Here is a 26,818-nt window from a genome sequence, read left to right as displayed (position 1 = left end):
TTAAGAATCGGTCGCTCACTCAAAGCTGACAGGTTGTGAATTGCTTCACTAACCTGACTTACTTTTGTGTGAGACTCTTGATACTTTCGCTATCGGTGACCAAGGTCACCGTGCGTCGCCATCAAGCGCCCACACTTATCGGCTGTAAATTTTTAAAGATCGCGTCGCTCAACTTTCGCACACCGAACCGACTACCGTTCGGCGCTGCGTCGTTTTGCGTTGCTGCGTCAGCAGCAGAGAAACGAGATTATGCAGACTGTTTCGCTACGTGTCAACAGTTTTTTAACTGTTTGCCGTTTGAACTTCAACCGGCCCGACACGCGCTGTTACTACCTGCCCCTGCGTTTCTCAACAGGGAGGCGAATCATAGTCCAATGAACGGCGTGTGACAAGCCCGCGACAGACTTTTTTCGCGGATGGCCAAAAGTGGCATCAACGTCGCCCGAGCGGGCTCATAAGCGGGCCGAGGGCTATTGCCCCGGCCATCGCGGCATAACCGGCATCGTTGGGATGAATACCATCGCCGCTGTCGTAGTCGGCACGCAGGCGATCCATGTGGGCAGGATCACGTAGCGCAGCGTCGAAATCGATCACGCCGTCAAACGCGCCCCCCGTCCTGACCCAAGCGTTGACAGCCTGGCGGATGCCCTCGCGTGTGGAACGCGCCGCCGCTGGCGTCAGCGTGGCACCGAAAATCCGCACGCCGTGCCGATGTGCCGCGTCGATCAGCCGGCGGTAGCCGTTAATAATGTCGCTCGCCGTTACGACGGTATGCGGCGCATCGCAGTCAAGCCCGTTGCGCGGCGACATGGCGGCAAAATTGATGTCGTTGATGCCGACCAGCACAATGACCGCTTTCACGCCGGCCTGATCCAGTGCGTCGCGGCCGAAGCGCCGCTCGAGCGCCTCCCCGTAGCAGGCGGAGTCGCTCAGCAGACGATTGCCGCTGATGCCGAGATCGAGCACTGCGATGCCACGGGCGTCCTCGCCCGAAAGCCGCCGGGCCAGCCCGTCGGGCCAGCGCCGGTTTGCATTCACGCTCGAGCGCAATCCGTCTGTGATCGAATCGCCGATTGCGGCGATCGCACCGTGAGACGTGCCCAACACGCTCATCGACGTTATCCATGCAGAAGCGGTGAACCGCTTCACATAAGCCGTCGGCGCCGCATCCAGCGTGTGGTCGCCCGGCGTCGATACATAGTTGATCTGATTGGCCACGCGATGCCACGCAGTCATGGTCTGCCCTGGGCGGACGTGAATACTGACCGCATACGCGGCGCCTCCGCGCACATCCAGTTTGACTGCATCGCTTTCGACCTCCCTTCCCGGCTCGAGCACAACGGACGATCGGCCGCCAAAAGTGAGTTGCACCGACGTGCCTGGCCGCACGGCCGCCCCGCCCGTCGAACGAGCGAGGGCCATGCCGTCGATGACCAGCGGAGTGCGTCCGTAGGCATTGCTGACCCGCAGCTTCACGGTTTGTCCCGATGCGGTTGGATAAACGATCTCGCGGACGGTGCGCCCCGACACCTCCGGCGCTCGGTACAGAGGCGGAGGATCACGCAAGTCGGGAATCGACTGCACGGCGGTCGCCCAAGCGGCAACCCACTGCTGAGCATCAGTCGTGGCCGCAGCGGCATAACAAGAAGGTGTCGCGAAGACGTCGCACGCGAGCGCGCCGAGCGCGACCAGCAGACGGAGACGATGGCCCATGAAAATCAATGTCGTCGAAAAAGCGCGATTGTGCACCATGGCAAACGCCACGTATCCGGTTCTGCTCCGCCCCTAATTAGGCGCTTCGCGATCCCTGCTTCACGCTGCACAACCCTTGCCCCATTTGATCTTGGGTTTTGCCCATTGCGGGATAACCGCCTCGCTTACTCATCCCGGCACGCCCAGCTCACTTCATCCACGGCACTCACTCCCCGACAACCTCAGTCCAAAGTTTCCCCTTGCACTGCAACGAATCTACTGCAAAAATTGTTTGACCGACCGGACGGTTTATCAAGCATCAAACTGTCAACGGGGCGACCGGCGACATGTAAGGACACATCATGTACACGCAAGTGCTCGACGCGCAGAAGACGAACGCCGTGCCGGCCGAAGTGAGCGCCAATTCATCTGACCTGGCGAACTTCAACGACGTGATCGCGGCGGATGGCAAGATCGAACCACAGGACTCTATGCCTGACGACTACCGCAAGACTCTCATCCGCCAGATTTCTCAGCATGCGCACTCGGAAATCGTCGGGATGCTGCCCGAAGGCAATTGGATTACGCGCGCGCCGAGCTTGAAACGCAAGGCCATCCTGCTCGCCAAGGTGCAGGACGAGGGCGGCCATGGCCTTTACCTGTACAGCGCCGCGGAAACGCTCGGCGTGTCGCGCGATGCGCTCATCGGCGCGTTGCATAGCGGCCAAGCCAAGTACTCGAGCATCTTCAATTACCCGGCGCCGACTTGGGCTGACGTCGGCGTCATCGGATGGCTCGTGGACGGTGCGGCAATCATGAATCAGATTCCGCTTTGCCGCTGTAGTTACGGCCCCTATGCGCGCGCCATGATTCGTATCTGCAAAGAAGAGTCGTTTCACCAGCGTCAAGGCTTCGACTCTCTGCTCACGATGATGAAGGGCACTCCCGCGCAACGTGCGATGGTGCAACAGGCTGTGAACCGCTGGTGGTGGCCTGTCCTCATGATGTTCGGACCAAGCGACAAAGCGTCTGCCCATAGCCATCAGTCGACGAAGTGGGGCATCAAGCGCATCTCGAACGACGATTTGCGACAGAAGTTTGTCGACGCGACCGTCCAACAGGCTAAAACGCTGGGTGTCTCATTGCCTGATCCTGATCTGAAATGGAATGAGGCACGCGGTCATTACGATTACGGCGCAGTGGACTGGGGCGCGTTTTGGCGCGTCGTCAACGGCGACGGTCCCTGCAACAAAGAGCGGCTCGCCACCCGCGTCAAGGCGTATGACAACGGCGCCTGGGTACGCGAAGCCGCCCTCGCCCACAGTAAGAAGAACGGTCGCCGACGCGCAACGCAGCAAACCGCTTGACGCTTGCGTCCGGTGACGTGGCGTTCGCTCGAACTTAGACGCATCTCTCGGAGACTTCGATGGACAACAGGGAGTGGCCGATCTGGGAAGTGTTCGTACGCAGCAAACAAGGCTTGGAACACAAACACTGCGGCAGCCTCCATGCGACGGATGCGTCGATGGCCCTGCGCATCGCACGCGATGTGTACACGCGGCGACAAGAAGGCGTGAGCATCTGGGTCGTGCCGGCTTCGGCAATCACGGCGTCCGATCCGAGAGACAAAGCGGAGTTGTTCGAGCCGGCCGGCGACAAGATCTATCGCCACCCGACTTTCTATTCGCTGCCCGACGAAATCAATCATATGTAGGCGGCCCATGACAACCACAGCCGAACATCTGGCCTATGTGCTGCGCCTTGCCGACAACGCCCTGATTCTCGGCCAGCGCAACGCGCAATGGTGTGGCCACGGACCAGTGCTGGAAGAGGATATTGCGCTTGCCAACATGAGCCTCGATCTGATCGGTCAGGCGCGGCTCCTCTACTCGCACGCAGCCACGCTCGAGTTCACACTCACAGGCATCAGAAAAACTGAGGACGATTACGCGTATTGGCGCAGCGAGAGCGAGTTCGCTAACTACACGCTCGTCGAACTGCCCCATTTCGGCCCCCTCTGCGGCACCGCACGCGCCGATCACGACTACGCCGTCACGATCGTGCGGAACTTCCTGTATGCGGCGCTGGCGGTCCATCTTTGGACGGCACTCAAAGCCTCGGTTGATGACGAGCTCGCTGCGATCGCATCCAAGTCAGCCAAGGAGGCGCGCTACCACCGGCATCACGCGCGCGACTGGCTCGTGCGCTTCGGCGATGGCACCGACGAATCGCATCGGCGCGCTCAAGCGGCGCTCGACTATCTCGTGCCCTACACGCGCGAGTTTTTCACGCGCGACCCGATCGAAGACGCCATCGCGGCCGCCGGCATCGGCCCGGTAACCGCCGACATCGAGTCAGCCTGGTCCAACGACGTTGCAGATGCAGTCGTGGAAGCAACGCTGGCACTGCCCGATCCCGTGCAGCACGTGACGACGGGTAAGTACGGCGAGCATTCGGAGCATATGGGCTATCTGCTTGCGGAGATGCAATGCCTTGCGCGACAACATCCTGGCGCTGCGTGGTGATCCGCGCGCGGCACATCCGAGCGTCGACGCGCTGCTGCCGGTCGTCGAAGAGAGTTCATTAGGACAACGAACCGGATCATTTCGATCATGACACGCTACACGGTGTTTTCTGGCGCCGGTGTCGGCACCGGCAAGTTCCACAAAACGTTCGATGCAGCATTGTCGCGGGCCTGGTGGGTTCTGGAGTCCGTCCCGGACCCGGAGATACCCGTCGTCTCGTTGCGCGAGCTCGGCATTTTGCGCGACGTGAGGCGCGGCGCCGACAACGTGCTCGAAATCGTCATCACGCCGACGTATTCAGGATGCCCAGCGATGATGCAGATCGCCGACGATATCGCGCGTGCCCTTGACGACGCGGGCCTTGCGCCCTATCGCATCAAAACGGTGCTGGCCCCCGCCTGGACGACCGACTGGATCAGTGAGTCCGCACGCCCGAAGCTTATCGCTTACGGCATCGCTCCACCGTCGACGCCGTGCGCAACGAATGGCCTAAGCCCGGAACGTACGCCCGATGTCGTGCGGTTCGTGCGTGGTGCCAGCGAGCAGCACGCAATGCCCGTCTGCCCGCGTTGCGGCTCGGGCCAAACAGAACGTCTCGCCGAATTCGGCTCTACGGCGTGCAAGGCGCTTTATCGCTGCCTGGAATGCCGCGAACCTTTCGACTATTTCAAACCTTATTGATATGGCCACGCCCACGCCGCAATTTCATCCCCTGCGTATTCGCGAGGTGCGTCCCGAAACGGCCGATGCGCTCACCGTGTCATTCGATATACCGCCTGCCTTGCGTGAGCACTATCGCTTTACGCAAGGCCAGTTTGTGACGCTTAAAGCGCATATCGACGGCGTGGAGACCCGTCGCTCCTACTCCATCTGCATCGGGGTAACCGATTACGATCGGGATGGCGAGCTGCGCATCGGCATCAAGCGCATCCGCGGCGGCCGCTTCTCCAACTTCGCCTTCGATGCGTTGAAGCCCGGACACATGATCGACGTGATGACGCCCGACGGCCGTTTTTTCACTCACTTGAATGCGGAGCATCGCAAGCAATACGTGGCGTTCGCCGGCGGCTCAGGTATCACTCCGGTATTGGCCATTATCAAGACGACGCTCGAGCTTGAGCCCCGCAGCACGTTCGCGCTGGTCTATGGCAATCGCGACGTCGATTCCATCATGTTCGCGGAAGAACTGGAGGATCTCAAGAACCGGTATATGAGCCGCTTCATGCTCCACCATGTACTTTCGGACGCCTTTCAGGAAGTCGAGCTCATGAACGGCATCCTCGATCAGGCGAAATGCGCTGGCTTCCTGGACGTCCTATTGCCGCCCGATTCAATTGACGAAGCGTTCATTTGCGGCCCGGCGGGGATGATGGATGCGGCCGAAGCTGCCCTCAAGGCGGCGGGCGTCGCCGACAGCAAAATTCACGTCGAGCGTTTCGGCACGCCGCTACCGCAAGCGGGGGTGCCCGTCATCGGGATGACCGACACAACACCCGCGGCCGACCTCGAGATCGTCCTCGACGGCAAGCGTCGCAAGCTCCGGCTACCCTATGAAGGCGCCAGCCTGCTCGACGTAGGCCTCCATGCTGGGCTTGCGCTGCCTTACGCCTGCAAGGGCGGCGTATGCTGCACCTGCCGCGCCAAAGTGCTCGAGGGCGAAGTGCGTATGGACAAGAACTACACGCTCGAAGAGCAAGAGATCCAAGACGGTTTCGTACTGACCTGCCAATGCCATCCAATCAGCGAGCGCGTCGTCGTCAGCTTCGACGAGCGATGAAGCGTTGACGCGTCCTCTTGCGCGTTGGCGCTTTCGCTTACACTGGCGCCGCGCGAGCGCAGCATTGCAAGCGAGCCGGGCTTCGTTGCGCCAAGCTCTGTCAAAACGAGTGGGCTCCATGCCGCCGCGCGCCGCCTCTGCGCTACGCCGCCAACGCAAAACGATACCCCATGGCCCGCACCCGAGCACCCGATCACGAAACGCAGCGCGAGCAGATTCTTGAGCTCGCCGCTGCCAAGTTTGCGCAAACGAGCTATCCCAGCACGTCGATGGCGGACCTTGCCGCAGCGAGCGGGACCTCGAAAGCCCGCCTTTACCACTACTACGAAAGCAAAGAAGCCATCCTGTTCGACTTGCTCGATCGCTACACCAAGCGGTTGATGCTGATCATTGCAGAAGTCGAAGGATCCAGCCACCGGCGCGGCCTCTCCGAACGAGAGACCTTCGCCGAGCTCATTCGTGCATTTCTTACGGAGTACGAAACATCGCATAGCCGGCATATCGCGCTGCTCAATGACGTCAAGTATCTTGTCGAGGCACAGCGCGAGATCATCCTTGACCGTCAGCGCCATATCGTCGCCGCTTTTGCACGCCAGCTCGCGCGGGCTTATCCGGACCGAGTGACAAAGGAAAACCAGACCTCTTTGACGATGATGGTCTTCGGCATGATCAACTGGACTTTCACGTGGCTCAAACCTGGCGGGCGCCTTCGCTATCAGGACTTCGCCATGCAGGTGATCGACGTGCTCGAAAGAGGACTGGCGAGCGGCTGACGCGCGCCGCGCCAAGACATTTTCGACGCACCGCAGCACCCCAGACGGGCGACCACCCGCCACCCAGTCGCATTGGCGCAAATACAACAACCAACATTTTTTCCTTAATTATCAATCGCTTAATAACGAATTAAATCGCAACCCAGGCCAAGAGTCAGCACTCATTCGGGTTTTCCCTAGTCTCAAACGAGCGTTTGAGCTAAAGTTCGCATTGCGTCGCAGCATCACCGATGCGGCACAAAGAGGGAGTAACGCGATGAGCCAGCACCGAATCCGGACAACCGCCCCGATGGGCACAGACGGCAAGCGCTCGCGAGCGAACGGTCGCGAGCCGGTACTCGTGCGGGAACTGACGGACAACGACCGTGAGTCGATGCTCGCCCACTTTCTGCGGCTGAACGCGGACGACCGGCTGCTGCGCTTTGGTCACGCGACGCCCGATCACGTGATCGAAAACTACGTGCGGACGATCGATTTCAAGCGCGATGTGGTGTTCGGCATCTCCAACGAAAGGCTTTCGTTAGTGGCTGTCGGCCACCTCGCCTATTTGCCTAAAGCGGGCGACACACGAACCGCGGAATTGGGTATCTCGGTGCTCGATCACTCTCGCGGCATGGGCATCGGCACCCAACTGTTCGAGCGCGCGGCAATGCGGTGCCGCAATACACGCGTCACAACGCTTTATATGTATTGCCTGTCGCGCAATACGACAATGATGCGAATCGCGCGAAAAGCCGGCATGCGCATCGAGTGCGCGCAAGATAGCGCGGATGCCTTCCTGACATTGCCACCCGCCGATCAAACCAGTCTCATCGCCGAGTTGTTTCAGGAGCAAGCCGCCCTCTTCGACTACGCGATCAAACGTCAGGTCCGTCGCGCGAAGCAATTCATCGAATCCGTAATGCTCGCTCAGTAGGACGCAACCGCATAGACGCAATGCCGGGCGTTTGAGCACGTAGTTGGCGGAAAGCGGCTTGTTGCGCGGGAGCGGACACAAAAGCCAAGAGCATCCTCAGCCGATCGGCAACGCCGTTGTCTCCTTGAGGCTTTCCAGCGCGAAGCTCGTTTTCACGTCGACGACAGACGGATGACGCAGCAACTGTTCCTGCACGAACCTTGAGAAGTGCGCCATGTCCGCGACCTGAACTCGCAGCAAATAGTCCATTTCTCCCGTCATCGCGTGACAGGCGACGACTTCCGGCCATGCCTGCACTGCCGCCCGGAACTGCTCGGCGTGCGTCGCGCCTGCAAAGCCAGTCGCACCTGCACGCTTGTCCAGGCGCACGTTGACGTAAGCGAGGAGTCCGAGGCCGAGCTTATGCGGATCGAGCAACGCGACATAGCCTCGAATCACGCCACTCTCTTCAAGCCGCCGGATTCGACGCAAGCAGGGGCTCGGCGACAGGTTCACGCGCTCGGCGATCTCTTGATTCGGCGTTCGCCCATTGTGCTGAAGAATTGCCAAAATGCGCCGGTCAACGGCGTCCAGTTCAATGTCAGCCATTTTTCTGATCCCATCGCGCCGCCCGTAGCAGGCCATTGCGTAATCCTATTCATCGACGCCCGAATTCGCAATTTCATGTCGGCGGCGACGCTATAGACTTGCTTTGATCGGCGCCGCAGCACACTCGCCACGAAAGTACAGTCCCCGGCAAAGCGGCCGGCTGGTGGTTGTGCCTGGCGCTTGCACAGCCCGATGCCTTATTCCAAGGAGAGGCGCATGCAAGTAGAAACGTGGGAGAACCCGGTCGGTACTGACGGTTTCGAATTCATCGAGTACACGGCGCCGAACCCCAATGCGCTCGGCACGCTTTTCGAACGAATGGGTTTCAGGGCCGCTGCGCGGCATCGCCATAAGAACGTCACGCTGTACCGGCAAGGCGGCATCAACTTCATCGTCAACGCCGATCCCGGATCGTTCGCGCAACGATTCGCTCGACTGCACGGTCCCTCGATCTGCGCCATTGCATTTCGCGTCAAAGATGCGGCGAAGGCTTACCGCCATGCGCTTGAACTCGGGGCATGGGGCTTCGACAACAAGACGGGCCCTATGGAACTCAACATTCCGGCGATCAAGGGCGTGGGCGATTCGCTCATCTACTTTGTCGACCGCTGGCGCGGCAAGAGCGGTACGACACCGGGCACAGTCGGCGACATCGACATCTACGACGTGGACTTCGAACCGATCGAAGGCGCCGAGCAAAACCCGACCGGCCATGGGCTCACCTGTATCGATCACCTGACGCATAACGTGCATCGGGGCCGCCTGCAGGAATGGGCGGCCTTTTACGAACGCTTCTTCAACTTCCGCGAGATCCGCTACTTCGATATCGAAGGCAAGGTCACCGGCGTGAAATCCAAGGCCATGACATCGCCGTGCGGAAAAATCCGCATTCCGATCAACGAGGAAGGAACAGACACCGCGGGACAGATTCAGGAGTACCTGGACGCCTATCACGGCGAAGGCATTCAGCATGTCGCACTAGGTACGTGCGACATCTATCGCACCGTCGATCGGCTGCGCACATCCGGCATCAAGCTGCTCGATACGGTCGACACCTACTATGAGCTCGTCAATCGTCGCGTACCCGGCCACACCGAACCGCTCGACGAACTGAAAAAGCGCAAGATTCTCATTGACGGCGCCAAAGACGATCTGCTGCTGCAGATCTTCACCGAAAATCAGATCGGGCCGATTTTCTTCGAAGTCATTCAGCGCAAGGGCAATCAGGGCTTTGGCGAGGGCAACTTCAAGGCGCTCTTCGAATCGATCGAACTCGATCAGATTCGCCGCGGCGTGGTGCAAGACAAAGCGCGATAACAGAAACGCGGTACCCGTTCGTCGGCACGCGCGACGTTCATCCACGCTCCCCGCGCGAACAAGCGAACGATACACGTTTGAAGAGAAGGGCAGGAGCATCGCGCCCATATAGTGGGGCACAAAGGGGTTCACGCACATGCATCACGGTTGCGCATTGCCCCTGCCTTTGATGACGACCGCTCGATGCGGCCATTATTCAGCGCGCGGCGTCAATGCTCGCGCGGCCGCATCGGTTCAGCGTCCCATAGGTTGTCGCCTAGCCCGGCCGATGTCATGCGCACCGTATGCGATACCGCTGCGGCGAGCCGCTCCGGCGTCGCTGCGTTCGTGGCACGAACCGGCAGGTTCGTCGCAAAGAAGGCGGCCGAAACCATCAGAAAGGTTTGAATATGTCGTGCATCCATCTGTACTCCTTGACTGTGTCGCATCCGGGGCTGCTTGAATGCGTGATTCACGGCAACTCGCGCAGCCGCGCATGTATTAGTTTGACGCCATGTCCGCATTCTGTTCCGCCCGCCAACAACGCGTTACTTCCGTTACAGATCGAAACGTCGGAGGCATCAGCGGCGGCATGGCCCTATGCGCCAGCGCGCCCTCGTAATCGCTTATAGGCGCTCATTCTGGAGCGCAATTCAACGGGCTGCGGCGGGTTTCTCCCAGTGCTACCATTTTGGAAAAACCGTCAATATGCTTGGCCCGCGAAAGCATCCACAAGATGCCGACGCTCGATGTTTTGGTGATCCCAAACCGAGTTGCAGGAGTCCCGCACGATGAATGCACCGCTAGAGGCAGGCCAAAGAGCGTCGCTCGAGGCCGCCCTGTCATCCGTTACGCTCGACGACAAGTACACGCTCGAACACGGCCGTGCCTACATGAGCGGTATTCAGGCGCTCGTCAGGCTCCCGATGTTGCAGCAAACACGCGATCGCGCTGCAGGGCTCGATACGGCCGGGTTTATCTCCGGTTATCGCGGCTCTCCTCTGGGCGGGCTCGACATCGCGCTCTGGAAAGCGAAACAGCATCTGGCGAGCCATCAAGTCGTCTTTCAGCCCGGCATCAACGAAGATCTCGCAGCCACGGCCGTCTGGGGCACTCAGCAAGTCAGCCTCTACCCGGGCGCCAAGCACAAAGGCGTATTTGCCATGTGGTACGGCAAGGGCCCCGGCGTAGACCGCTCGTGCGATGTCCTCAAGCATGCCAATTCGGCCGGATCGTCACCGCATGGCGGTGTGCTCGTGTTAGCGGGCGACGACCATGGCGCGAAGTCGTCGACGCTCGCGCATCAATCGGAACACATCTTCAAGGCCTGCGGTCTGCCTGTCCTCTTCCCCGCCAACGTTCAGGAATACCTCGATTTCGGCCTGCACGGCTGGGCGATGAGCCGCTACTCGGGCCTCTGGGTGGCGATGAAATGCGTCACCGACGTCGTCGAGTCCTCGGCATCGGTCGACATCGACCCGCACCGCACACAGATCATTCTGCCGACCGATTTCGTCATGCCCGATGGGGGGCTCAACATCCGCTGGCCCGATACGCCGCTCGCGCAGGAGAAACGGCTGCTGGATTACAAGTGGTATGCCGCACTCGCCTACGTGCGCGCGAACCGGCTCGATCGCATCGAAATCGATTCGCGCGATGCGCGCTTTGGCATCATCACAGGCGGCAAGGCCTATCTCGACGTCCGGCAGGCGCTTGTCGATCTCGGCCTTGACGACGAGACTTGCTCGCGTATCGGCATTCGTCTTTACAAGGTGGGATGCGTCTGGCCTCTCGAGGCACACGGCGCCCAATCGTTCGCGCGTGGCCTGCAGGAAATTCTTGTCGTCGAAGAGAAGCGCCAGATTCTCGAGTATGCGATCAAGGAAGAGCTTTACAACTGGCCCGACGGACAGCGACCGCGCGTCTTCGGCAAGTTCGACGAGAAAGACGGCGCAGGCGGCGAGTGGTCAGTGCCGATGGGCAACTGGCTGTTGCCGGCACACAACGAGCTTTCGCCTGCCTCGATCGCAAAGGCGATCGCGACGCTGCTCGACAAGTTCGAGCTGCCGTCGGACGTGCGAGCACGCATCGCGGCGCGTCTTGCCGTTATCGATGTCAAGGAAAAGGCACTCGCAAAACCGCACGTCGCAGCTGAGCGCAAACCGTGGTTCTGCTCGGGCTGTCCGCACAACACGTCGACCAACGTCCCCGAAGGCTCGCGCGCGATGGCAGGGATCGGCTGTCATTACATGACCGTCTGGATGGATCGCAACACGAGCACATTCAGCCAAATGGGGGGTGAAGGCGTGGCCTGGACGGGTCAGGCACCGTTCACCAGTGAGCACCACGTGTTCGCGAATCTCGGCGACGGCACGTACTTCCATTCGGGCCTGCTCGCGATTCGTGCCGCCATCGCGGCCAAGGTGAACATTACCTACAAGATCCTCTATAACGATGCAGTCGCCATGACCGGCGGGCAACATGTCGACGGCGTATTGACGGTGCCGCAAATTACCCATCAGCTCGCCGCCGAAGGCGCAGCAAAAATTGTCATTGTGACCGACGAGCCCGAGAAGTATCAGGCCACAACACCGCTCGCTCCCGGGGTGACGATCCACCACCGCGACATGCTCGATGCGATCCAGCGCGAGTTGCGCGAGATCCCGGGCACGACGATTCTCATCTACGACCAGACCTGCGCGACCGAGAAGCGACGCCGCCGCAAGAAGGGCCAATTTCCTGATCCGGCACGCCGCGTTGTGATTAACGAGGCAGTCTGCGAAGGATGCGGCGATTGCTCCGTGCAGTCCAATTGCCTCTCGGTCGAACCGCTCGAAACTGAATACGGCACCAAACGGCAAATCAATCAGTCGAGTTGCAACAAAGACTATTCGTGTCTGAAAGGCTTTTGCCCCAGCTTCGTCACCGTGGAAGGTGGCCAACTGCGCCGGCCTGAGGCGCTCGGCGCCGTTGTCAAGGGTGAGTTGCCTTCGATTCCGGAACCCACCCCGCTCGAGATCGGCCGGCCCTATGGCGTGCTGGTCACGGGTGTGGGCGGCACCGGCGTCGTAACGATCGGCGCGCTCATCGGTATGGCCGCGCATCTCGAACACAAAGGTGTGACTGTGCTGGACGTGACCGGACTCGCGCAAAAAGGCGGCGCGGTCATGAGCCATGTCCAGATTGCCAAAGCGCCCGTCGACATTCATGCGACACGCATCGCCATGGGCGAGGCGGACCTCGTGATTGGCTGCGACGCCATCGTCGCCGCCAGCGACGAGAGTACGTCGCGCATGAACCAGGGCCATACGCGTGTCGTCGTGAACAGTGCCAAGACGCCCACCTCGGAGTTCATTCACAATCCTGACTGGATGTTCCCGGGCTCAAGTACTGAGCGCGACATACGCGCGGCGGCAGGCGAACAAGTGGATCTTGTCGATGCCAATCGCCTGACGGTTGCATTGCTCGGCGATGCGATCTACACGAACCCGTTTGTGCTCGGCTACGCGTGGCAACGCGGCTGGCTGCCGCTCGCGCACCGCTCGCTCGTGCGCGCGATCGAGCTGAACGGCGTGCAAGTCGAGAAAAACATCGCCGCATTCGAATGGGGACGGCGCGCTGCGCACGATCTTCCGAGTGTCGAGCGCGCGGCGGCGCCGTCGACCTCCCGTGAGGCGACCGGCGCGACCGTCATTACCCTGCATACGGCAAAGGCCGTCGACGCGCTGATTGACAAGCGCGCCGCCTACCTTACCGCCTATCAGAATGAGGCGTATGCGAAGCGCTACCGCTTGCTTGTCGACGCAGTGCGCCAGGCGGAATCGGCACTTGAGGATGATGGCAGCACGCACGAGACGCTGACCGAAGCTGTCGCGCGCAATTTTCACAAGCTCATGGCCTACAAAGATGAGTACGAAGTCGCCCGACTGCAGACAGACCCGGCTTTCCTGGCGCGATTGCGTGGACAGTTCGAAGGCGGCTGGAAGCTCAATTTCTACCTCGCCCCTCCGCTTTTGGGCCGGCGCGACGCGCAAGGCCATTTGATCAAGAAGCGGTACGGCTCGTGGATGCTGTCGGCCTTCAAACTCATGGCGAAACTGAAGTTCCTGCGAGGCAGCGCACTCGATCCGTTCGGCATGACGGCGGAGCGCCGCGCCGAACGCAAGCTCATCGGCGAATACGAAGCACTCGTGCGCGAAATCGTCGACGGGCTGAGCGCCGAGAAGCTACCACTCGCGATCGAGCTTGCGAATCTGCCCGATGGCATTCGCGGCTACGGCCATGTCAAAGAAAAAAACCTGCGCGCGGTACAGGCAAAGTGGGGCGCGCTCCTCGCACGCTGGCGGGCTCCCGGCGGCGCTTCGCGGCATGCAGCATGAGCGGGCGGCACCGAGCAATTTTCGAAAGACGGGATGGTCGCGCGCACTGGTAAAATGCGCGGTTGTGCGCGAGGGGACTGCCTCACGCTTTTCGGCGGCGCGCCGACGCTTCACTTTTTCGGCGCCCTCTGCCGCCTTCGCCCCCAACCCCCAAGGATTGCTCATGACAGGCTTCGATCGCCAGACGATCTCCGATACGACCGCCAAAATGCTGCTCGAAGTGCAGGCGGTGCACTTCAACGCCGAAAAGCCGTTCATCTTTACTTCCGGATGGGCGAGCCCCGTCTACATCGACTGCCGAAAGCTGATCTCCTTTCCGCGTGTCCGCCGGGGGCTCATGGAAATGGCCGAAACGACGATTCTGCGCGACGTCGGCTACGAGCAGATCGACGCAGTGGCCGGCGGTGAAACGGCCGGCATCCCGTTCGCGGCCTGGATCGCGGATCGCCTGATGGTGCCGATGCAGTACGTGCGCAAGAAGCCGAAGGGCTTCGGTCGCAACGCGCAAATCGAAGGCTTGTTGGAGGAAGACTCGCGTGTTCTCCTCGTCGAGGATCTGACAACGGACAGCCGCAGCAAAATCAACTTCATTAATGCGCTGCGCACGGCGGGCGCGCGCGTGAACCACTGCTTCGTGCTCTTTCACTACAACATCTTCAAGGAAAGCGTGTCGGTGCTGAAGGACATCGATGTCGAGCTGCACGCGCTCGCCACTTGGTGGGATGTGCTGCGTGTCGCGAAAGCTTCGGGCTACTTCGAGGCAAAAACGCTCGATGAAGTGGAGAAGTTTCTGCATGCGCCCGCCGAATGGTCGGCCGCACATGGTGGGGCCACGGCCACACCGCAGTAATGACACCGCTGTAATGGCGCCGCCGCGGGCTTCGCGCCCCGGCGTGGAAGCGGCACTCAGCGTGCCGCTTCGCGTGAAGCCTCTGGCGAGGACAAATGAATGAGTCCCGTACTTTGCGCGTACTGAAAAAGCTCTGAATCACGCTCGAGACCGAGCTTGCGCAATGCCGCAGTCTTGTGCGAGCTGACCGTCTTGATGCTGCGCTTGAGGCGCTCCGCCATCTCCTTCACCGTCAATCCCGATGCAAAGAGCCGCACGACTTCGATCTCGCGCGGCGAGAGCCGCACGTCGGCGGCTTCTTTTCCGTCGTTCTGCCCTGCTCTCCCCTTGCGCCCGGTGATCGTGTGAAATGCCTCCCGGAGCGCGCGTACCGACGGCCCCGCGTAGGACAGCCCGTGCACGACATGGCGAACTGCGAGGCCGATATGCGCGAGATCGTCGGACTTGCTGACGATGGCGACCACCCCCATTTCTCCGAGCCTCCTGATCAGCGCAGTGTTTTCGAGCATCGTCAGCACGACGATCGGCAACATCGGAAAATGCCGCTGAACGTAGCTGATCAGCGGCAGCCCATCTCCGTGAACGCCGCCCGGCATCGCGAGATCCGTTACCACCACGTCGCACGGCACACTCGACAGCAACTTGACGAGATCAGTCGATTGACGCGCCTCGCCCACAACTTCCATATCGGGGAACCGCGCGAGCGCGTGCCGGGCGCCGAGCAGAATGACAGGGTGATCGTCGGCAATGACAACGCGGATCATTCGGGTGCCGACGCCCGCGCGCAGCCCTGCCGATAACTCGTGTTTCGACGACTCGTTCATGCGTGAGCGATTATCGATAAGTTAGAGCCGGCGCGACACGTGCCAATTGCGCCACAGGCTGCCACCGGCGAAGAAACGCAATGTTAGACTCGATTCCGGTTTTAACGCCCCTCGCAGAACGCGAATCGGCACAAGCGTCCTCTCACTTGGCTCTTGACGGAGAATCGGCTCATGCGCAAGCCATGGTCGGTCGTTGCATCGGCGTCCTGCTCGTTGGCAGCAACTTGCGTCACTTCCGATACAGATCGCCGGAGCATGCAGCTCGCACGCACCGGGCGCACCGGTTTCGTTACGACGATGGCAATGCGCGCGATCGCCATGGTGGTTATCACGGCGGCGGGGGCGATACGGACGATAGCAGCAATCGAAGCCGCCGCGACAATAAGCCTCTCGATTGGGCTCGGTGGGCTCGGTGTGCCTACGCCCGCCTTTGCCGAGCCGACCTTCACTCTTACTAGCAAGGATTTCGTGCCCGGCAAGCCCGTGGCCAGCGCTCAGCTTTTCAACCAGGGCGGTTGCCACGGGAGAAACGAGTCGCCGCAGTTGGAATGGAGCGGCGCGCCCGCTGGCACAAAAAGCTTCGCCATCACGATGTTCGATCCGGACGCGCCTGGCCCCGGCTGGTGGCACTGGGCCGTCGTGGGCATCCCCGCTGACGTACACCAACTGCCGTCGAATGCGAGCGCGTCCGGTTTTTTGAAGCGTTTTTCTGCCGTCGAAGCGCGCAACGACTTCGGAACGGTCGGTTACGGCGGCCCTTGCCCGCCTGCGGGCCAATCGCACCGGTATATCGTCACCGTCTATGCCCTCGGCACCGGCGATTTGCGGCTCTCGCCCGGACAGCCTGCGCAAATGTTCGATCATGAGATCGGTACGAAGCCGCTCGGCAGGGCAAGCATGACGGTGACCTACGGCCATTAATTAGAAGAAGGTCGGCGGTATTCAACATGGATTCGCTTTGTTTCACCGCAAAACGCACGGGATCTGCACCAAAACCGTAAAATCACGTTTTTGGCGCTTGGTGCGCCGCCCCATCAGGATTAGAACGGAACGAGCGAGAGCGAGATGAGCACGAAAGTTTTTGTCGACGGACAGGAAGGCACCACTGGCCTCAAGATTCACGAATACCTGTCGCAGCGTGCCGACGTGCAGATCCTGCGGATCGACGACGCCAAGCGCAAAGATGTCGACGAGCGCCGCCGGCTCATCAATGCGTCGGACGTAACCTTCCTGTGCCTGCCCGATGTCGCTTCGCGCGAATCCGCAGGGCTCGTCGACAATGACACCACCGTTGTGATCGACGCCAGCACGGCGTTCCGCACCCACCCCGACTGGGCGTACGGGCTGCCCGAACTCGCGCGCGCGCAACGCGAGCGGCTGCGCACAGCGAAGCGCATCGCCGTTCCGGGTTGCCATGCTTCGGCATTCGTTCTGGCAATGCGTCCGCTCGTCGAGGCGGGCGTGGTGGGGACGGGCTTCGCCGCGCATGCATACTCGCTGACAGGCTACAGCGGCGGCGGCAAGAAGATGATCGCCGACTATGAAGCGAACCCGCCCGCCGCCCAGCTCGCGAGCCCGCGCCCGTACGCGCTTTCACTCGCGCACAAGCATCTGCCCGAGATGACGGCGCACGCCAAGCTAGGCTCCGCCCCCTTGTTCACGCCGATCGTCGGCAGCTTCTACAAGGGGCTTGCGGTAACGACGTACTTTTCCCCGGATCAACTCGCCAAGCGCGTGACGCCGCGCGAGGTGCAAGCGCTCCTCGCCGAGTACTACGCCGGTGAAGCCTTCGTGCGCGTAGCGCCGTTCGATGCCGACGACAATCTCGACGCAGGCTTCTTCGACGTACAAGCCAACAACGACACCAACCGCGTCGATCTTTTCGTCTTCGGCAACGAGGAGCGATTCGTGACAGTGGCGCGGCTCGACAACCTGGGCAAAGGTGCTTCGGGCGCCGCCATCCAATGCATGAACCTCAGCATCGGAGCCGCCGAGGATACGGGCCTGGCGCGATGATTCAAGCCGCAATCGTCAACTGCAGCAGCGGTGACGATTGCCCGAAACGTGCAATGAAGCCGGCCTTGGAGCCGGCTTTTTGCTTTGATGACGGGCGGTCTCCCGAACGCCTTTGCCCTGTCCCGACTTTGGTCGCCTTGTCAATCGGCGCTTTCGCCACTGGCCGCGTTAAGTGCGGTCGAACGATCACCGGGGTGAAGGTCGGGCAACGTCGGGCAAAAAAAAACCCGCCTATGTGTGGCGGGCCGAATCCATATCAGAGGAGACATGGAGGAGACAGCCACACTCTATCAAAGCGCTTGATGCGTCGCAACAACCCACCGCTTCGCGCATGGGTTTGTTGGTTTTCAACAACACTCATACGAATGTCATCGAAAGCAGGAAATTGATCTGATCGGCGCTGACCGGCTTGACCCAATGCACGTCAAATCCAGCACTGAGCGCCATTTCGCGGTACTGGGGCTGGCCCCAACCGGTGAGTGCGATGAGCAACAACGGGCGATTGCCGGCAATTTCACGCAATCCGTGCGCGACGCTCAAGCCTTCGAGGTGTGGGCTGCCGATATCGATCAGCACAGCGTCAGGCAGCCCGCGCTCTGCGATCTCAAGCGCTTCACGGGTGTCGGCCGTTGCAATGACGCCGTACCCCATCGACTCCAGCAAATAAGTGAGACCGTCCAGCGCTTCACGGTCCCGATCCACGATCAGCACGCACTTGTGCCGCATGGCCTCGGCCTTCGTGGTGCCGAGGTTCGGCGAATGACTGATTTCCGCACCGGTCACCGCAGGCGTTGACGCCCGACTGGTATCCGTCCAGCCCGTTTTCATCGTGTCCGTCATAGCTCGATCTTGACCTGTATCAGACCAAAGCAAGCCGACTTCTTCCGACTTCTTGTCGACCACCCGCCCCGTGCCAGCCAATCGATTAGCACGAGAGTTCCAGATGCTTTAGGCGCCGCGTCTGCAGAGCCAATGTCCCGGTTTTGGCTTTCCTTCAAAAGAAAAATACCTTCCGGCAGACCGGCATCTTTTTCACGCGACATTCCCGCTTTTTCAAATCCTGCTTTTTCGTGCGAAGCCAGAGTCCGTCCGAGCGGTGATGTTTTGCTCATCTGCGCCGCAGCCCAGCGGTTCAATCGCTTTCGCATTGCGCCGCCCGTTTTTCTTGCAATACGCAAGGAACATGCATACTTCGTACACGCCCTGTCATGTCGTTGTGTTCTCGATCCCGGATGGCGTCAGTGATTGCGCCAACCGGATCGGAGCACGCCTGCGTCATCCGGCGCCACCCATGGAACAGCGGCGACTGCCGTTGAACGCGGCATAACGACGCAGACGATGCCACGAGAGACACGCCCCTTCTGTGCGCAAGGCAGCAGATATCGTCAGACGAGACAGCGGCAATCGTTACCGGAGGTCAGGGCGTGTCTTCTGCACCGGGAGGTCGACTCGGCTATCGCCCGGCACGCCGCGCGGCGACTCGGCCAAGAACAGCGAAATCCTTCTCTCCGTCGCCGTGCGCGACCGCGTCAAGCAGGCTGTCGCGTACGACGCTGGCGACAGGTAGCGGGATCGCGCAGGCGTCAGCCGCCGCCAGCGCGAGGCGCACATCCTTCAGGCCCAGACGCGCCTTGAACATGGCCGGCTCATAGGTGTCTTGGGCGATGAGCCTGCCGTAGCCGGAATAGACCGGCCCCGGAAACGCGCTGTTCGTAATCACGTCGAGGAAGTCCGACATCGCGACGCCGTAGCCCGACAGCAACGCCGATGCTTCTCCTAGCGTTTCAACAGCCGACGCGAGCATGAAATTGGCGGCAAGCTTGGCAACATTGGCATGCTGAGGCAGCGCACCCAAACGCCACGTTCTCTGGCCGATCGCATCAAAGATAGGCTGCACGCGGTCGATCGCTTCCGCAGGACCTGCCGCGATGATCGTCAGCTTGGCAGCAGCGGCAACGTCGGGCCGGCCCATCACCGGCGCGGCGACGTAGTGAATGGCGCGCGCAGCATGCTCGCGCGCGAGTTTTTCGGCACAGGCAACCGAAACCGTCGCCATATTGACGTGCACCAGGTCGCGCGGCGCATTTTCGAGCAAACGCGCGTCAAACACTTCACACGCGGCAGCGTCGTCGGCCAGCATCGAAAACACGGCATCACCCGCGAAAGCGGCTGCGGGTGTATCGACGAGTTCGGCGCCAAGCGCAGCCAGCGGTTGCGCGCGTTCGCGCGAGCGATTCCACACGCGCACACGATGCCCGGCTTTCAAAATGTTTTCTGCCATGGCCTGGCCCATGCTGCCGAGGCCGATAAATCCGATATCCATCCATCGCTCCTTGTAACGAGAATCGGCAAGTAAATCATGAATGCACGGCACGTGCAGTCGACTCGGCACGCTCGCGCCCCCGATCAACACGGGTAACACTGATAGACAGCTGCAGTGCGATACTCATGCCATGTCCACCGTGACCGCAACTTTTCGCTTTTACGAAGAGCTCAACGACTTTCTGGCGCCGTCGCTGCGCCGGCATGAATGCACCTGCGTCTGCGCGCGGGCGGCGACAGCGAAGCACATGATCGAGGCGCTCGGTGTGCCGCACACCGAGGTTGAGCTAATCCTCGTCAACGGCGAATCCGTCGGGTTCGACCACGTGCTGGAGGATGGTGATCGCGTTGCCGTCTATCCGAAATTCGAGGCGCTCGATGTGACGCCGCTCCTGCGTGTGCGCCCGGAGCCGCTGCGCACCATCCGGTTCGTCGCCGATGCGCATCTTGGTGGCTTGGCGCACCTGCTTAGGCTCGTCGGTTTCGACACGCTCTACGACAATCATTACGCCGACGACGAAATCGAGGCCATCGCCGCCACCGAGGATCGCATCGTGCTTTCACGCGATCGCGAGTTGCTCAAGCGCCGCACGATTACACATGGTTGTTATGTCCGCGCGTTGAAACCGCAGGCACAGCTGCGTGAAATCTGCGACCGGCTCGACCTTGGACACAGCATCAAGGCTTTTCGGCTATGCCTGACTTGCAATTCGCCATTGCGCGCGATGGAAAAAGCGGAGGCGTTCGGCCGCGTACCCGAAGGCGTATTCGATCGCCAAGCGCGCTTCGCGACCTGCGACGTCTGCAAACGCATTTTTTGGGAAGGTTCGCACTGGCACCGCATGTGCTCGCTCGTCGAGTCGCTGCGTCCAGCAGGGGAAAATCGATAAATACCCCGAAAGAATGCAGCCGAACCGATGATCTCTCGCCACCTACCCTTGTTGCGACGTTTTGTTTCACCGGTTGTCGCAGCGCTTCGCGCAGGCGAATTTCGGTTGACCGGTTTTCGTCTGCGCGCCTACAATCGGGTCAATTGAACGACTGGGGATACCCCTTGGACAGTAGCAGTAGTCGACATTCGATCTGTTTTGCTGCCTGAACGGCACGACGTCCCGCGTTGAATTTCTCTTCGCCGCCGTCTTGCCAGTTAGGCAGACGGTGCGCATCGCAGCTCCTTTTCCTAGTACCGCTTCGCGCATCGCTTTGATCGGCCGTCTCGTAATCGGATTGCCGGCACGCGCACGCACCCTGTTCGCCTGTCGCTCCCGTTTGCGTCGTGACGGTTCGAGGCGTATGAGCCGTTTCGCGCCATGCGCCGTTCGTTCGCGTGACTATTAACCAGCCACGTGCGGTTCAACGCGTCCGGCGCATCCCATGCACGGACAACGCAACTACAAGGAGTTGGTCATGACCGATCCCGACCCTAGTCGATCCGCCGTCCGGCGTTCGACCACGCCGGCCGTCGCTCGCTTCGCTTAACGCGAGCCGGTCATTCCCTTCCACGCCAAGCTGCTTCGCAGCGCGTGGACTGAAACCGGCAGCGAACTCGCGAGGCGCTCCAAGTCAATGGTTTCAACCGAATAAAAAGGAATTGCCATGCACTTCGCTTTGCTGCTCTCCCAACTTCCGCATGTCGACGACGCACGTGCTCAATACAGCGACATGCTCGTACCGGACTCGCCGTCGCGCCGCGCGGGAAACGCCATCCGTATGCTGTGGGCCGCAATCTTAAAGCGCTTGCGCTAAGCGATCGGTACGGCCCTCCGTCAGCACGCGATGTCCGCCACATTGCGCCGGCATAACGTTGAAGCTCGGCGAGCGCGATCGTCGGTTCGATCGCGCATCGATGCGCCGGGCACCGGCGTTAGCTCGTGCTTTCGTCCTCGGTGCTGTACCGCGCTTGCGCGGCCGCCGCATTGAGCCGCGCACGTTTCAGAAGCGCCCGTTGCGCTTCACTCACGTTGGCGGCTTGGCCGCGCCAGGCCTTGAGTGGCGGCTCTTGGAGTGCGCGCCCATACGAAAAACTCAGCGGCCAGGGTCGACGGCCAATACGATTGATCGCGTCGAGATGCGCAGTCGCCTCCTCGGGCGTCTGCCCCCCCGAAAGGAAGAAAATTCCGGCGACGGCTGGCGGCACGGTGCGGTTGAGCACCGTCACCGTCTGCGATGCCGCTTCGGTCACATTAACCGGGACGTGCTCCTTGCCGGCCACGACCATGCTCGGCTTCAACAGCATATGCTCAAGAACAATGCTGTGCCGATGGAGCGCATGAAACACCTCGTGTAAGACGGCGTCGGTGACCTGCGCGCAACGTTCGATCGAGTGCTCGCCGTCCATCAGTACCTCAGGCTCGACGATCGGAACCAGCCCCGCTTCCTGACAAATCGCGGCATAACGGGCGAGCGACTCCGCATTCGCCTCGATCGCGAGCGGGCTCGGCAACGTGCTCGATATGTTGTAGACGGCACGCCATTTTGCAAAGCGCGCGCCCTGCTCCTTATATCGCCCGAGGCGCTCAGCAAGCCCATCGAGACCTTGCGTTATTTCGTCACCCGGTGCATGTGCGAGCGAGATCTTGCCCTTGTCGACCTTGATACCCGGCACGATGCCTTGGCGCGCGGCAAGACTCGACAGCGGCTCGCCATCGTCGGCGCACTGCCCGAGCGTCTCTTCGTACAGAATGACGCCGCTCACAAACTCGCCGAGACCCGGCGTACCCAGCAGCAAACTGCGCCACGCCCGGCGGTTTTCCTCGGTCGACTCAACGCCGACCGTCTTGAAGCGCTTCGCAATCGTGGGGCCGCTCTCATCGGCTGCGAGCAGGCCCTTGCCACGTTGCACCAATGCGTCGATGGTTGCCTGCAATGCGTCGCTGTGTGTATTCATTATCGATCCTCCGCAAAGGCTGCTTGCGCATGGCCCATTTGACCTCCATAAAGCGGCCATAGGACAACCCACGGACGCCAGAGACAACGACACGGCAAAAAGACCCATAGCGCGCGCCGCAAATTCAATGCCTGCCGCCTCAACAGGTTCTTATCGCAGGCTCATCATGCGCATTCAGGTTCGCCGTGCTTCCCCATCCGGCATCATGGCAGCCTCGACTCGTGCGATCCGTGCGACATCGCGCGTAAGTTCACCGAACGGCTCGGTGATCGTAAGCATGCCCTCCGTGAGCACTCGATCGCGCAATGCGCTGCATTTCGCACTCGCGTCGCGCTCGCCGAGGGCCAGCAGTGCGCCATGGAGCCGGTGCAACGCCTGCAGGAACGATTCGGCATCGCCCGAACTCGCTGCCGTGCGCAATCTTGCCTCGTCCTCTGGCCAGCATGCGGAGAAGACTGCCCGCAACGTATTGGCGAGCGGCACCGATCGCGCAGCATCGCAACGAGGAGTCGCGTTCGCAGTGCCCGATAAAGGATCGAATTGCGCGATGCCAATCGTGACACTTGCCGTGGCGCTGGGCGGGGAGGCGTCGAACACGACTTCGAGCGCTTGGCGTAGCCGATCGAGTGAAAGCGGCTTATAAAGCAAATCGATAAACCCGATCTGTCTGGCGTCGCCCGCGCTGCAAGGCGCCGCCGTGTGTGCAATGACGGGTGTCGTCACGCCCTTGCCACGCAACGCCACTAACAACTCGCGACCGCCCATGACGGGCATGCACAGATCCGCCACGACGAGATCGTAAGCGTGTCGCAGACACGCGGCGAGCGCTTCCTGTCCGTCCGCAGCCGGGTCAACTTGTCGATAGCCGAGCACTTCGAGCTGATTCGCGAGCAATGCGCGGCTCACGGCGTCGTCATCGACGACGAGAATGCGCGCGGCACGATGCTCCGCACGTGCAAACGACGGCCCTCTGGCATCGACATCGGGCACGGGCACATCGCCGCTGCGCCCGCATGCCGCGACGGCGAGCTCGAGCTTGGCCGCCGACAGCGAAGTCACATGCAGCGCACCGTAGCGGCGTTGAGGATGCAGCGGACCCCGCTCCGAGACGACGACTGCGTCCACATACGCGAGACGGGCCGTGAGCCACAACGGTGGGATTTCGTCGGCGTGCGAGCCGAGGACGACGATCGAGCGCGCGCCAGCGTGCGGCGACCAAGCACCCGGCTGCGCCTCCTCGACGGTGATCGAGGTGCCAAAGCGGTAACGCAGCTGAGCCGCGAGCACGGCCTGCCACGCCCGGTCTTCACAGGCAACAACGATCATGTCGAACGCGAGTTCCCCCGCGTATGCACAAGGGGTGGCCAACGTTTCCCGGTCCCGCCGCAAGGGCAACCGCACAGTGAAGACAGCACCGCGGCCTTGTGCACTGCTGAGCTCGATGCGACCGCCCATCAGATCGACAAGGCGCCAGGACAACGAGAGCCCAAGCCCCGTCCCGCCGAACCGTCGGCCAATGGAAGCGTCGGCCTGCATGAATGGCTCGAAGATGCGCGACTGACGCTTCTCGGCAATGCCGATACCTGAATCGGCGACACGCAGGATCACCGATTCGGCGCCACCATCGCCCTCACGGTCCGCCGCACGCGCCGCCGTTACGTAGATCCGGATCGAACCGTTGCGCGTAAACTTGCAGGCATTGCCGAGCAGATTCGTGACGATCTGGCCGATGCGCAGACCGTCCCCATACCAACTCCCGGCGACGGACGGATCGACGAGGCACAGCAAGCGCAACCCCTTGCCCGTAATGGCCGGCGCCAGTGTCTGGGTGCAGCGTTCGATGACTTCGTCCAACCGAAACGGCTCAACCGATAGACGCAGTTCGTGCGCCTCGGCCTTCGATAAATCGAGCACGTCGTCCACGAGCGAGAGCAACGCATCGAAAGCGCGCCTGACCGACCCAACGCGTGCAGCCTGCGAGGGCGTGAGCGCTTCCATCGACAGCAGCTCGAGGTTGCCGAGCGCGCCATAGAGTGGCGTTCGAATCTCATGGCTGATTGTGGCGACGAGCATCGACTTTGCTCGGCTCGCCTCGTCGGCCGCCTGCCGCGCCCGGCGCAGAAGACGCACCGTTTCTTTTTGACGACTGATGTCGGTGAGACTGCAGAGGATGACCTCCTGCTCGCGATAGCGTGCTCGCGCGAATGCGACGGAAAGCTCCCGGCGGCGGCCATCGGTTGCGGTCACGGTGACTTCCGCAGAGCGGATTACGCCAGCCGGCGACGCTCGCGCGCCGCGCCGAGCCCGGGAACGCTCGCCTCGCCTGCGCCGACGACTGTCGAGCAGCCGCCGGTAAAACGACGGCTCGTCGCCCGACGCCGACAAGAGCGCCCGAGCGATACCGTTTTGCATGACGATGCGCTGCGTCGACGGATCGAACACCGTCAGCCCGACGGGCGCTGTTGCGAGCACGGTGCGGCTGAACACTTCGCTTTCGAAGACACGCCGCGCGCGGGCGCGAAGCGGAGCGAGCACGAGCCTGTCGATGAGGATGACGAAGACCCATTGCACGGCGAGGACAAGGCAAGTCAAGCCGACTGTCCAGCCTATGGGGCCTTTGAGGTTGGCCGCGATCATGCGCCAGTCGAAGGCCGACACGGCGATCCACCCGGGGCCGGCGATGCGCTGAATGAGAAAGAAATCGCCGCCTCTGCGCACAAACCTCAGTCGCTCATCAGCGAGCTCGAACACCGACGGAGAGGCTTTCAGTGCGTGCATCCACCGTTCACCGCGCGGGCTCGCCCCATCGATGCCGATCAAATGCCGGCGGTCGCGCGACACCATGAAAAAATCCGGATCATGCACGGCCGGCTGAAAAAGGCGCGGAATCTGCGTGGCCGGCAAGGTCACGGCGAGCACGGCGATGCGCGTATCGCCGCTATAGATTGGCGCCGCGTAATGTTTGACGAGCGTGCCGTACATGTCGGAGTTGTACAGGGTGACCCAAAACACACGGTCGCGGCGCAAGAGCGTATCTGGGTGCTTGTGCAGTTCGGCCTCGACATTGGTGACGAACCGGCCGATCAGCGCTTCGACTTGCGTCGCCGCATTGCCACCCCCCGCATGCGTGCCGCGTTCGTCCGTCGCCAACCGGCCACCGGCGATAGGCGGCCAGACAGCGAGAAAACGGCGGTCGCCCGTGTAGAGGAAGCCGCCGATATCATCCGCCGCTCCCCGCTGGCGCAGCAGCGATCTGGGCGAAATCTCACGCACAAGCGTAAGCAGCGCAGCGAGCCGCTCGCGATCCTGGAGCGCCGTCAGCGTGGAAAGAATCGTAAGGGGCGGCGCACCGATGTCCTCGTCGGTGACGACGAACCCATCGTTTTCCTGAAGCAGCCTGCGGTAACGATCGACCGGCACGGCCTCGCGCGCGTGAACGTGGCTCAGTGCCTCGTAGGTTTCGACCGTATGCCGCATACGCGCCTGATTGCGCTCGACGGACGCGTTGACGAAGTCACGCTGCACGAGAAACCCCGCACGCCAATCGTCGATGCAGCGCTCGAAACGATGCGCGATGCCGACGGCGGCGGCCGCGAGAATCGAAAGCGTGAGCACTGCGCCCCCGCCAAAGAGCAACGCGCGGTCGTAAAGGCCAGGAAGCGCGGCGCGGTTGTAGGCTGGCCGGGAGAGGCACTTGCGCAGGGCGGCCAGCCTGCGCCGTATGCGATTTGCTGTCATAAGCAACGTCCTCGCGGCGCAGCAACGCGCCGCTCGCGCGTAAGAAGGCGTCAAGACTAGCGAGACGCCCGGCGACGGAGCGCGAACGGGGAAAAGCTAGGACGATCTCCCGCATCGGCAGTGCACCTCACACCCACCGCAATCGGCGGTTTAGTTTTTCTATTGGCGCAATAGCGCGGCAACATATGCCTCCCTTTATTGCCGCGATGGGAACGTTCAATTGTTCTTTTTTTGC

The 26,818-nt window shown here is 61.4% G+C and carries 23 protein-coding genes; 14 read left to right on the top strand and 9 right to left on the bottom strand.

The genetic code is table 11. The features are described 5' to 3' along the window. Positions 1-432: 432 nt before the first annotated feature. Positions 433-1,713: an SGNH/GDSL hydrolase family protein gene (locus tag VL598_RS11335; RefSeq protein WP_325326814.1), complete on the bottom strand. Its 1,281-nt coding sequence runs from the start codon at positions 1,711-1,713 to the stop codon at positions 433-435. A 341-nt stretch (positions 1,714-2,054) separates the two neighbouring features. Between VL598_RS11335 and paaA the strand changes: the two genes are divergently transcribed. The 7 genes from paaA to VL598_RS11300 all read left to right on the top strand — a co-directional run bounded on the left by paaA (position 2,055) and on the right by VL598_RS11300 (position 7,683). Further along, the gene (gene paaA, locus VL598_RS11330; RefSeq protein ID WP_325326810.1) at positions 2,055-3,059 is read left to right on the top strand and encodes a 1,2-phenylacetyl-CoA epoxidase subunit PaaA; all 1,005 of its coding nucleotides are present in this window, start codon (positions 2,055-2,057) and stop codon (positions 3,057-3,059) included. A gap of 59 nt (positions 3,060-3,118) precedes the next feature. Continuing rightward, positions 3,119-3,406, top strand: coding sequence for a 1,2-phenylacetyl-CoA epoxidase subunit PaaB (gene paaB, locus VL598_RS11325; RefSeq protein ID WP_325326809.1), 288 nt, complete (start codon positions 3,119-3,121; stop codon positions 3,404-3,406). A 7-nt stretch (positions 3,407-3,413) separates the two neighbouring features. After that, entirely contained in the window at positions 3,414-4,217 is an 804-nt protein-coding gene (gene paaC / locus VL598_RS11320) for a 1,2-phenylacetyl-CoA epoxidase subunit PaaC (RefSeq protein ID WP_325326808.1), read from the top strand. Between the two features lie 87 nt (positions 4,218-4,304). Further along, entirely contained in the window at positions 4,305-4,898 is a 594-nt protein-coding gene (gene paaD / locus VL598_RS11315; protein WP_325326807.1) for a 1,2-phenylacetyl-CoA epoxidase subunit PaaD, read from the top strand. A 1-nt stretch (position 4,899) separates the two neighbouring features. Continuing rightward, the gene (paaE, locus tag VL598_RS11310; protein ID WP_325326806.1) at positions 4,900-5,994 is read left to right on the top strand and encodes a 1,2-phenylacetyl-CoA epoxidase subunit PaaE; all 1,095 of its coding nucleotides are present in this window, start codon (positions 4,900-4,902) and stop codon (positions 5,992-5,994) included. Positions 5,995-6,164: 170 nt separating this feature from the next. Beyond that, positions 6,165-6,767: a TetR/AcrR family transcriptional regulator gene (locus VL598_RS11305; RefSeq protein WP_325326805.1), complete on the top strand. Its 603-nt coding sequence runs from the start codon at positions 6,165-6,167 to the stop codon at positions 6,765-6,767. A gap of 289 nt (positions 6,768-7,056) precedes the next feature. After that, positions 7,057-7,683, top strand: a complete 627-nt coding sequence (locus VL598_RS11300) for a GNAT family N-acetyltransferase (RefSeq protein ID WP_325326813.1) — start codon at positions 7,057-7,059, stop codon at positions 7,681-7,683. A 96-nt stretch (positions 7,684-7,779) separates the two neighbouring features. Here the strand turns inward: VL598_RS11300 and VL598_RS11295 are convergent, their stop codons facing one another. Then, the gene (locus tag VL598_RS11295) at positions 7,780-8,271 is read right to left on the bottom strand and encodes an Lrp/AsnC family transcriptional regulator (protein WP_325326804.1); all 492 of its coding nucleotides are present in this window, start codon (positions 8,269-8,271) and stop codon (positions 7,780-7,782) included. A gap of 216 nt (positions 8,272-8,487) precedes the next feature. Between VL598_RS11295 and hppD the strand changes: the two genes are divergently transcribed. Further along, entirely contained in the window at positions 8,488-9,588 is a 1,101-nt protein-coding gene (gene hppD / locus VL598_RS11290) for a 4-hydroxyphenylpyruvate dioxygenase (protein WP_325326803.1), read from the top strand. A 209-nt stretch (positions 9,589-9,797) separates the two neighbouring features. Here the strand turns inward: hppD and VL598_RS11285 are convergent, their stop codons facing one another. After that, a complete protein-coding gene (locus VL598_RS11285) occupies positions 9,798-9,992 on the bottom strand; it encodes a hypothetical protein (RefSeq protein WP_325326802.1) in 195 nt (64 codons plus the stop codon). Between the two features lie 366 nt (positions 9,993-10,358). On the opposite strand from VL598_RS11285, the gene VL598_RS11280 reads away from it, so the two are divergent. Together VL598_RS11280 and VL598_RS11275 are read left to right on the top strand one after the other, a co-directional pair. Continuing rightward, positions 10,359-13,946, top strand: a complete 3,588-nt coding sequence (locus VL598_RS11280; protein ID WP_325326801.1) for an indolepyruvate ferredoxin oxidoreductase family protein — start codon at positions 10,359-10,361, stop codon at positions 13,944-13,946. Positions 13,947-14,109: 163 nt separating this feature from the next. Continuing rightward, on the top strand, positions 14,110-14,796 hold the full coding sequence (locus VL598_RS11275) for an orotate phosphoribosyltransferase (protein ID WP_325326800.1): 687 nt from the start codon (positions 14,110-14,112) through the stop codon (positions 14,794-14,796). Between the two features lie 56 nt (positions 14,797-14,852). Here the strand turns inward: VL598_RS11275 and VL598_RS11270 are convergent, their stop codons facing one another. Continuing rightward, a complete protein-coding gene (locus VL598_RS11270; RefSeq protein ID WP_325326812.1) occupies positions 14,853-15,560 on the bottom strand; it encodes a response regulator in 708 nt (235 codons plus the stop codon). Between the two features lie 378 nt (positions 15,561-15,938). On the opposite strand from VL598_RS11270, the gene VL598_RS11265 reads away from it, so the two are divergent. Next, positions 15,939-16,541 (top strand): YbhB/YbcL family Raf kinase inhibitor-like protein, encoded by a 603-nt coding sequence (locus tag VL598_RS11265; protein WP_414718703.1) that lies wholly within the window; start codon positions 15,939-15,941, stop codon positions 16,539-16,541. Positions 16,542-16,685: 144 nt separating this feature from the next. Beyond that, entirely contained in the window at positions 16,686-17,636 is a 951-nt protein-coding gene (gene argC / locus VL598_RS11260; RefSeq protein ID WP_325326798.1) for an N-acetyl-gamma-glutamyl-phosphate reductase, read from the top strand. Positions 17,637-17,993: 357 nt separating this feature from the next. On the opposite strand, the gene VL598_RS11255 is transcribed toward argC, so the two are convergent. The 3 genes from VL598_RS11255 to VL598_RS11245 form a co-directional block, all read right to left on the bottom strand. Then, positions 17,994-18,476: a response regulator gene (locus tag VL598_RS11255; RefSeq protein WP_325326797.1), complete on the bottom strand. Its 483-nt coding sequence runs from the start codon at positions 18,474-18,476 to the stop codon at positions 17,994-17,996. Next, entirely contained in the window at positions 18,473-18,772 is a 300-nt protein-coding gene (locus VL598_RS11250) for a hypothetical protein (protein WP_325326796.1), read from the bottom strand. Before VL598_RS11250 ends, VL598_RS11255 begins: the two co-directional genes overlap by 4 nt. Before the next feature lie 317 nt (positions 18,773-19,089). Beyond that, complete coding sequence (locus tag VL598_RS11245; protein ID WP_325326795.1) at positions 19,090-19,959, bottom strand: NAD(P)-dependent oxidoreductase; 870 nt, start codon at positions 19,957-19,959, stop codon at positions 19,090-19,092. A 130-nt stretch (positions 19,960-20,089) separates the two neighbouring features. On the opposite strand from VL598_RS11245, the gene VL598_RS11240 reads away from it, so the two are divergent. Both VL598_RS11240 and VL598_RS11235 read left to right on the top strand, forming a co-directional pair. Then, positions 20,090-20,848 (top strand): Mut7-C RNAse domain-containing protein, encoded by a 759-nt coding sequence (locus tag VL598_RS11240; protein WP_325326794.1) that lies wholly within the window; start codon positions 20,090-20,092, stop codon positions 20,846-20,848. A 706-nt stretch (positions 20,849-21,554) separates the two neighbouring features. Continuing rightward, positions 21,555-21,704: a hypothetical protein gene (locus tag VL598_RS11235; protein ID WP_325326793.1), complete on the top strand. Its 150-nt coding sequence runs from the start codon at positions 21,555-21,557 to the stop codon at positions 21,702-21,704. A 118-nt stretch (positions 21,705-21,822) separates the two neighbouring features. Here the strand turns inward: VL598_RS11235 and VL598_RS11230 are convergent, their stop codons facing one another. Both VL598_RS11230 and VL598_RS11225 read right to left on the bottom strand, forming a co-directional pair. Then, on the bottom strand, positions 21,823-22,845 hold the full coding sequence (locus VL598_RS11230) for a class I fructose-bisphosphate aldolase (RefSeq protein ID WP_325326792.1): 1,023 nt from the start codon (positions 22,843-22,845) through the stop codon (positions 21,823-21,825). Positions 22,846-23,019: 174 nt separating this feature from the next. Then, positions 23,020-26,583: an ATP-binding protein gene (locus VL598_RS11225; RefSeq protein WP_325326791.1), complete on the bottom strand. Its 3,564-nt coding sequence runs from the start codon at positions 26,581-26,583 to the stop codon at positions 23,020-23,022. Positions 26,584-26,818: the final 235 nt, after the last annotated feature.

Source organism: Trinickia sp., from assembly GCF_035492435.1.
In the GTDB taxonomy this organism is placed as follows: domain Bacteria; phylum Pseudomonadota; class Gammaproteobacteria; order Burkholderiales; family Burkholderiaceae; genus Trinickia.
The sequence above is the reverse complement of the archived record's forward strand: the minus strand, read 5'-3'. Positions and strand labels throughout refer to the sequence as shown.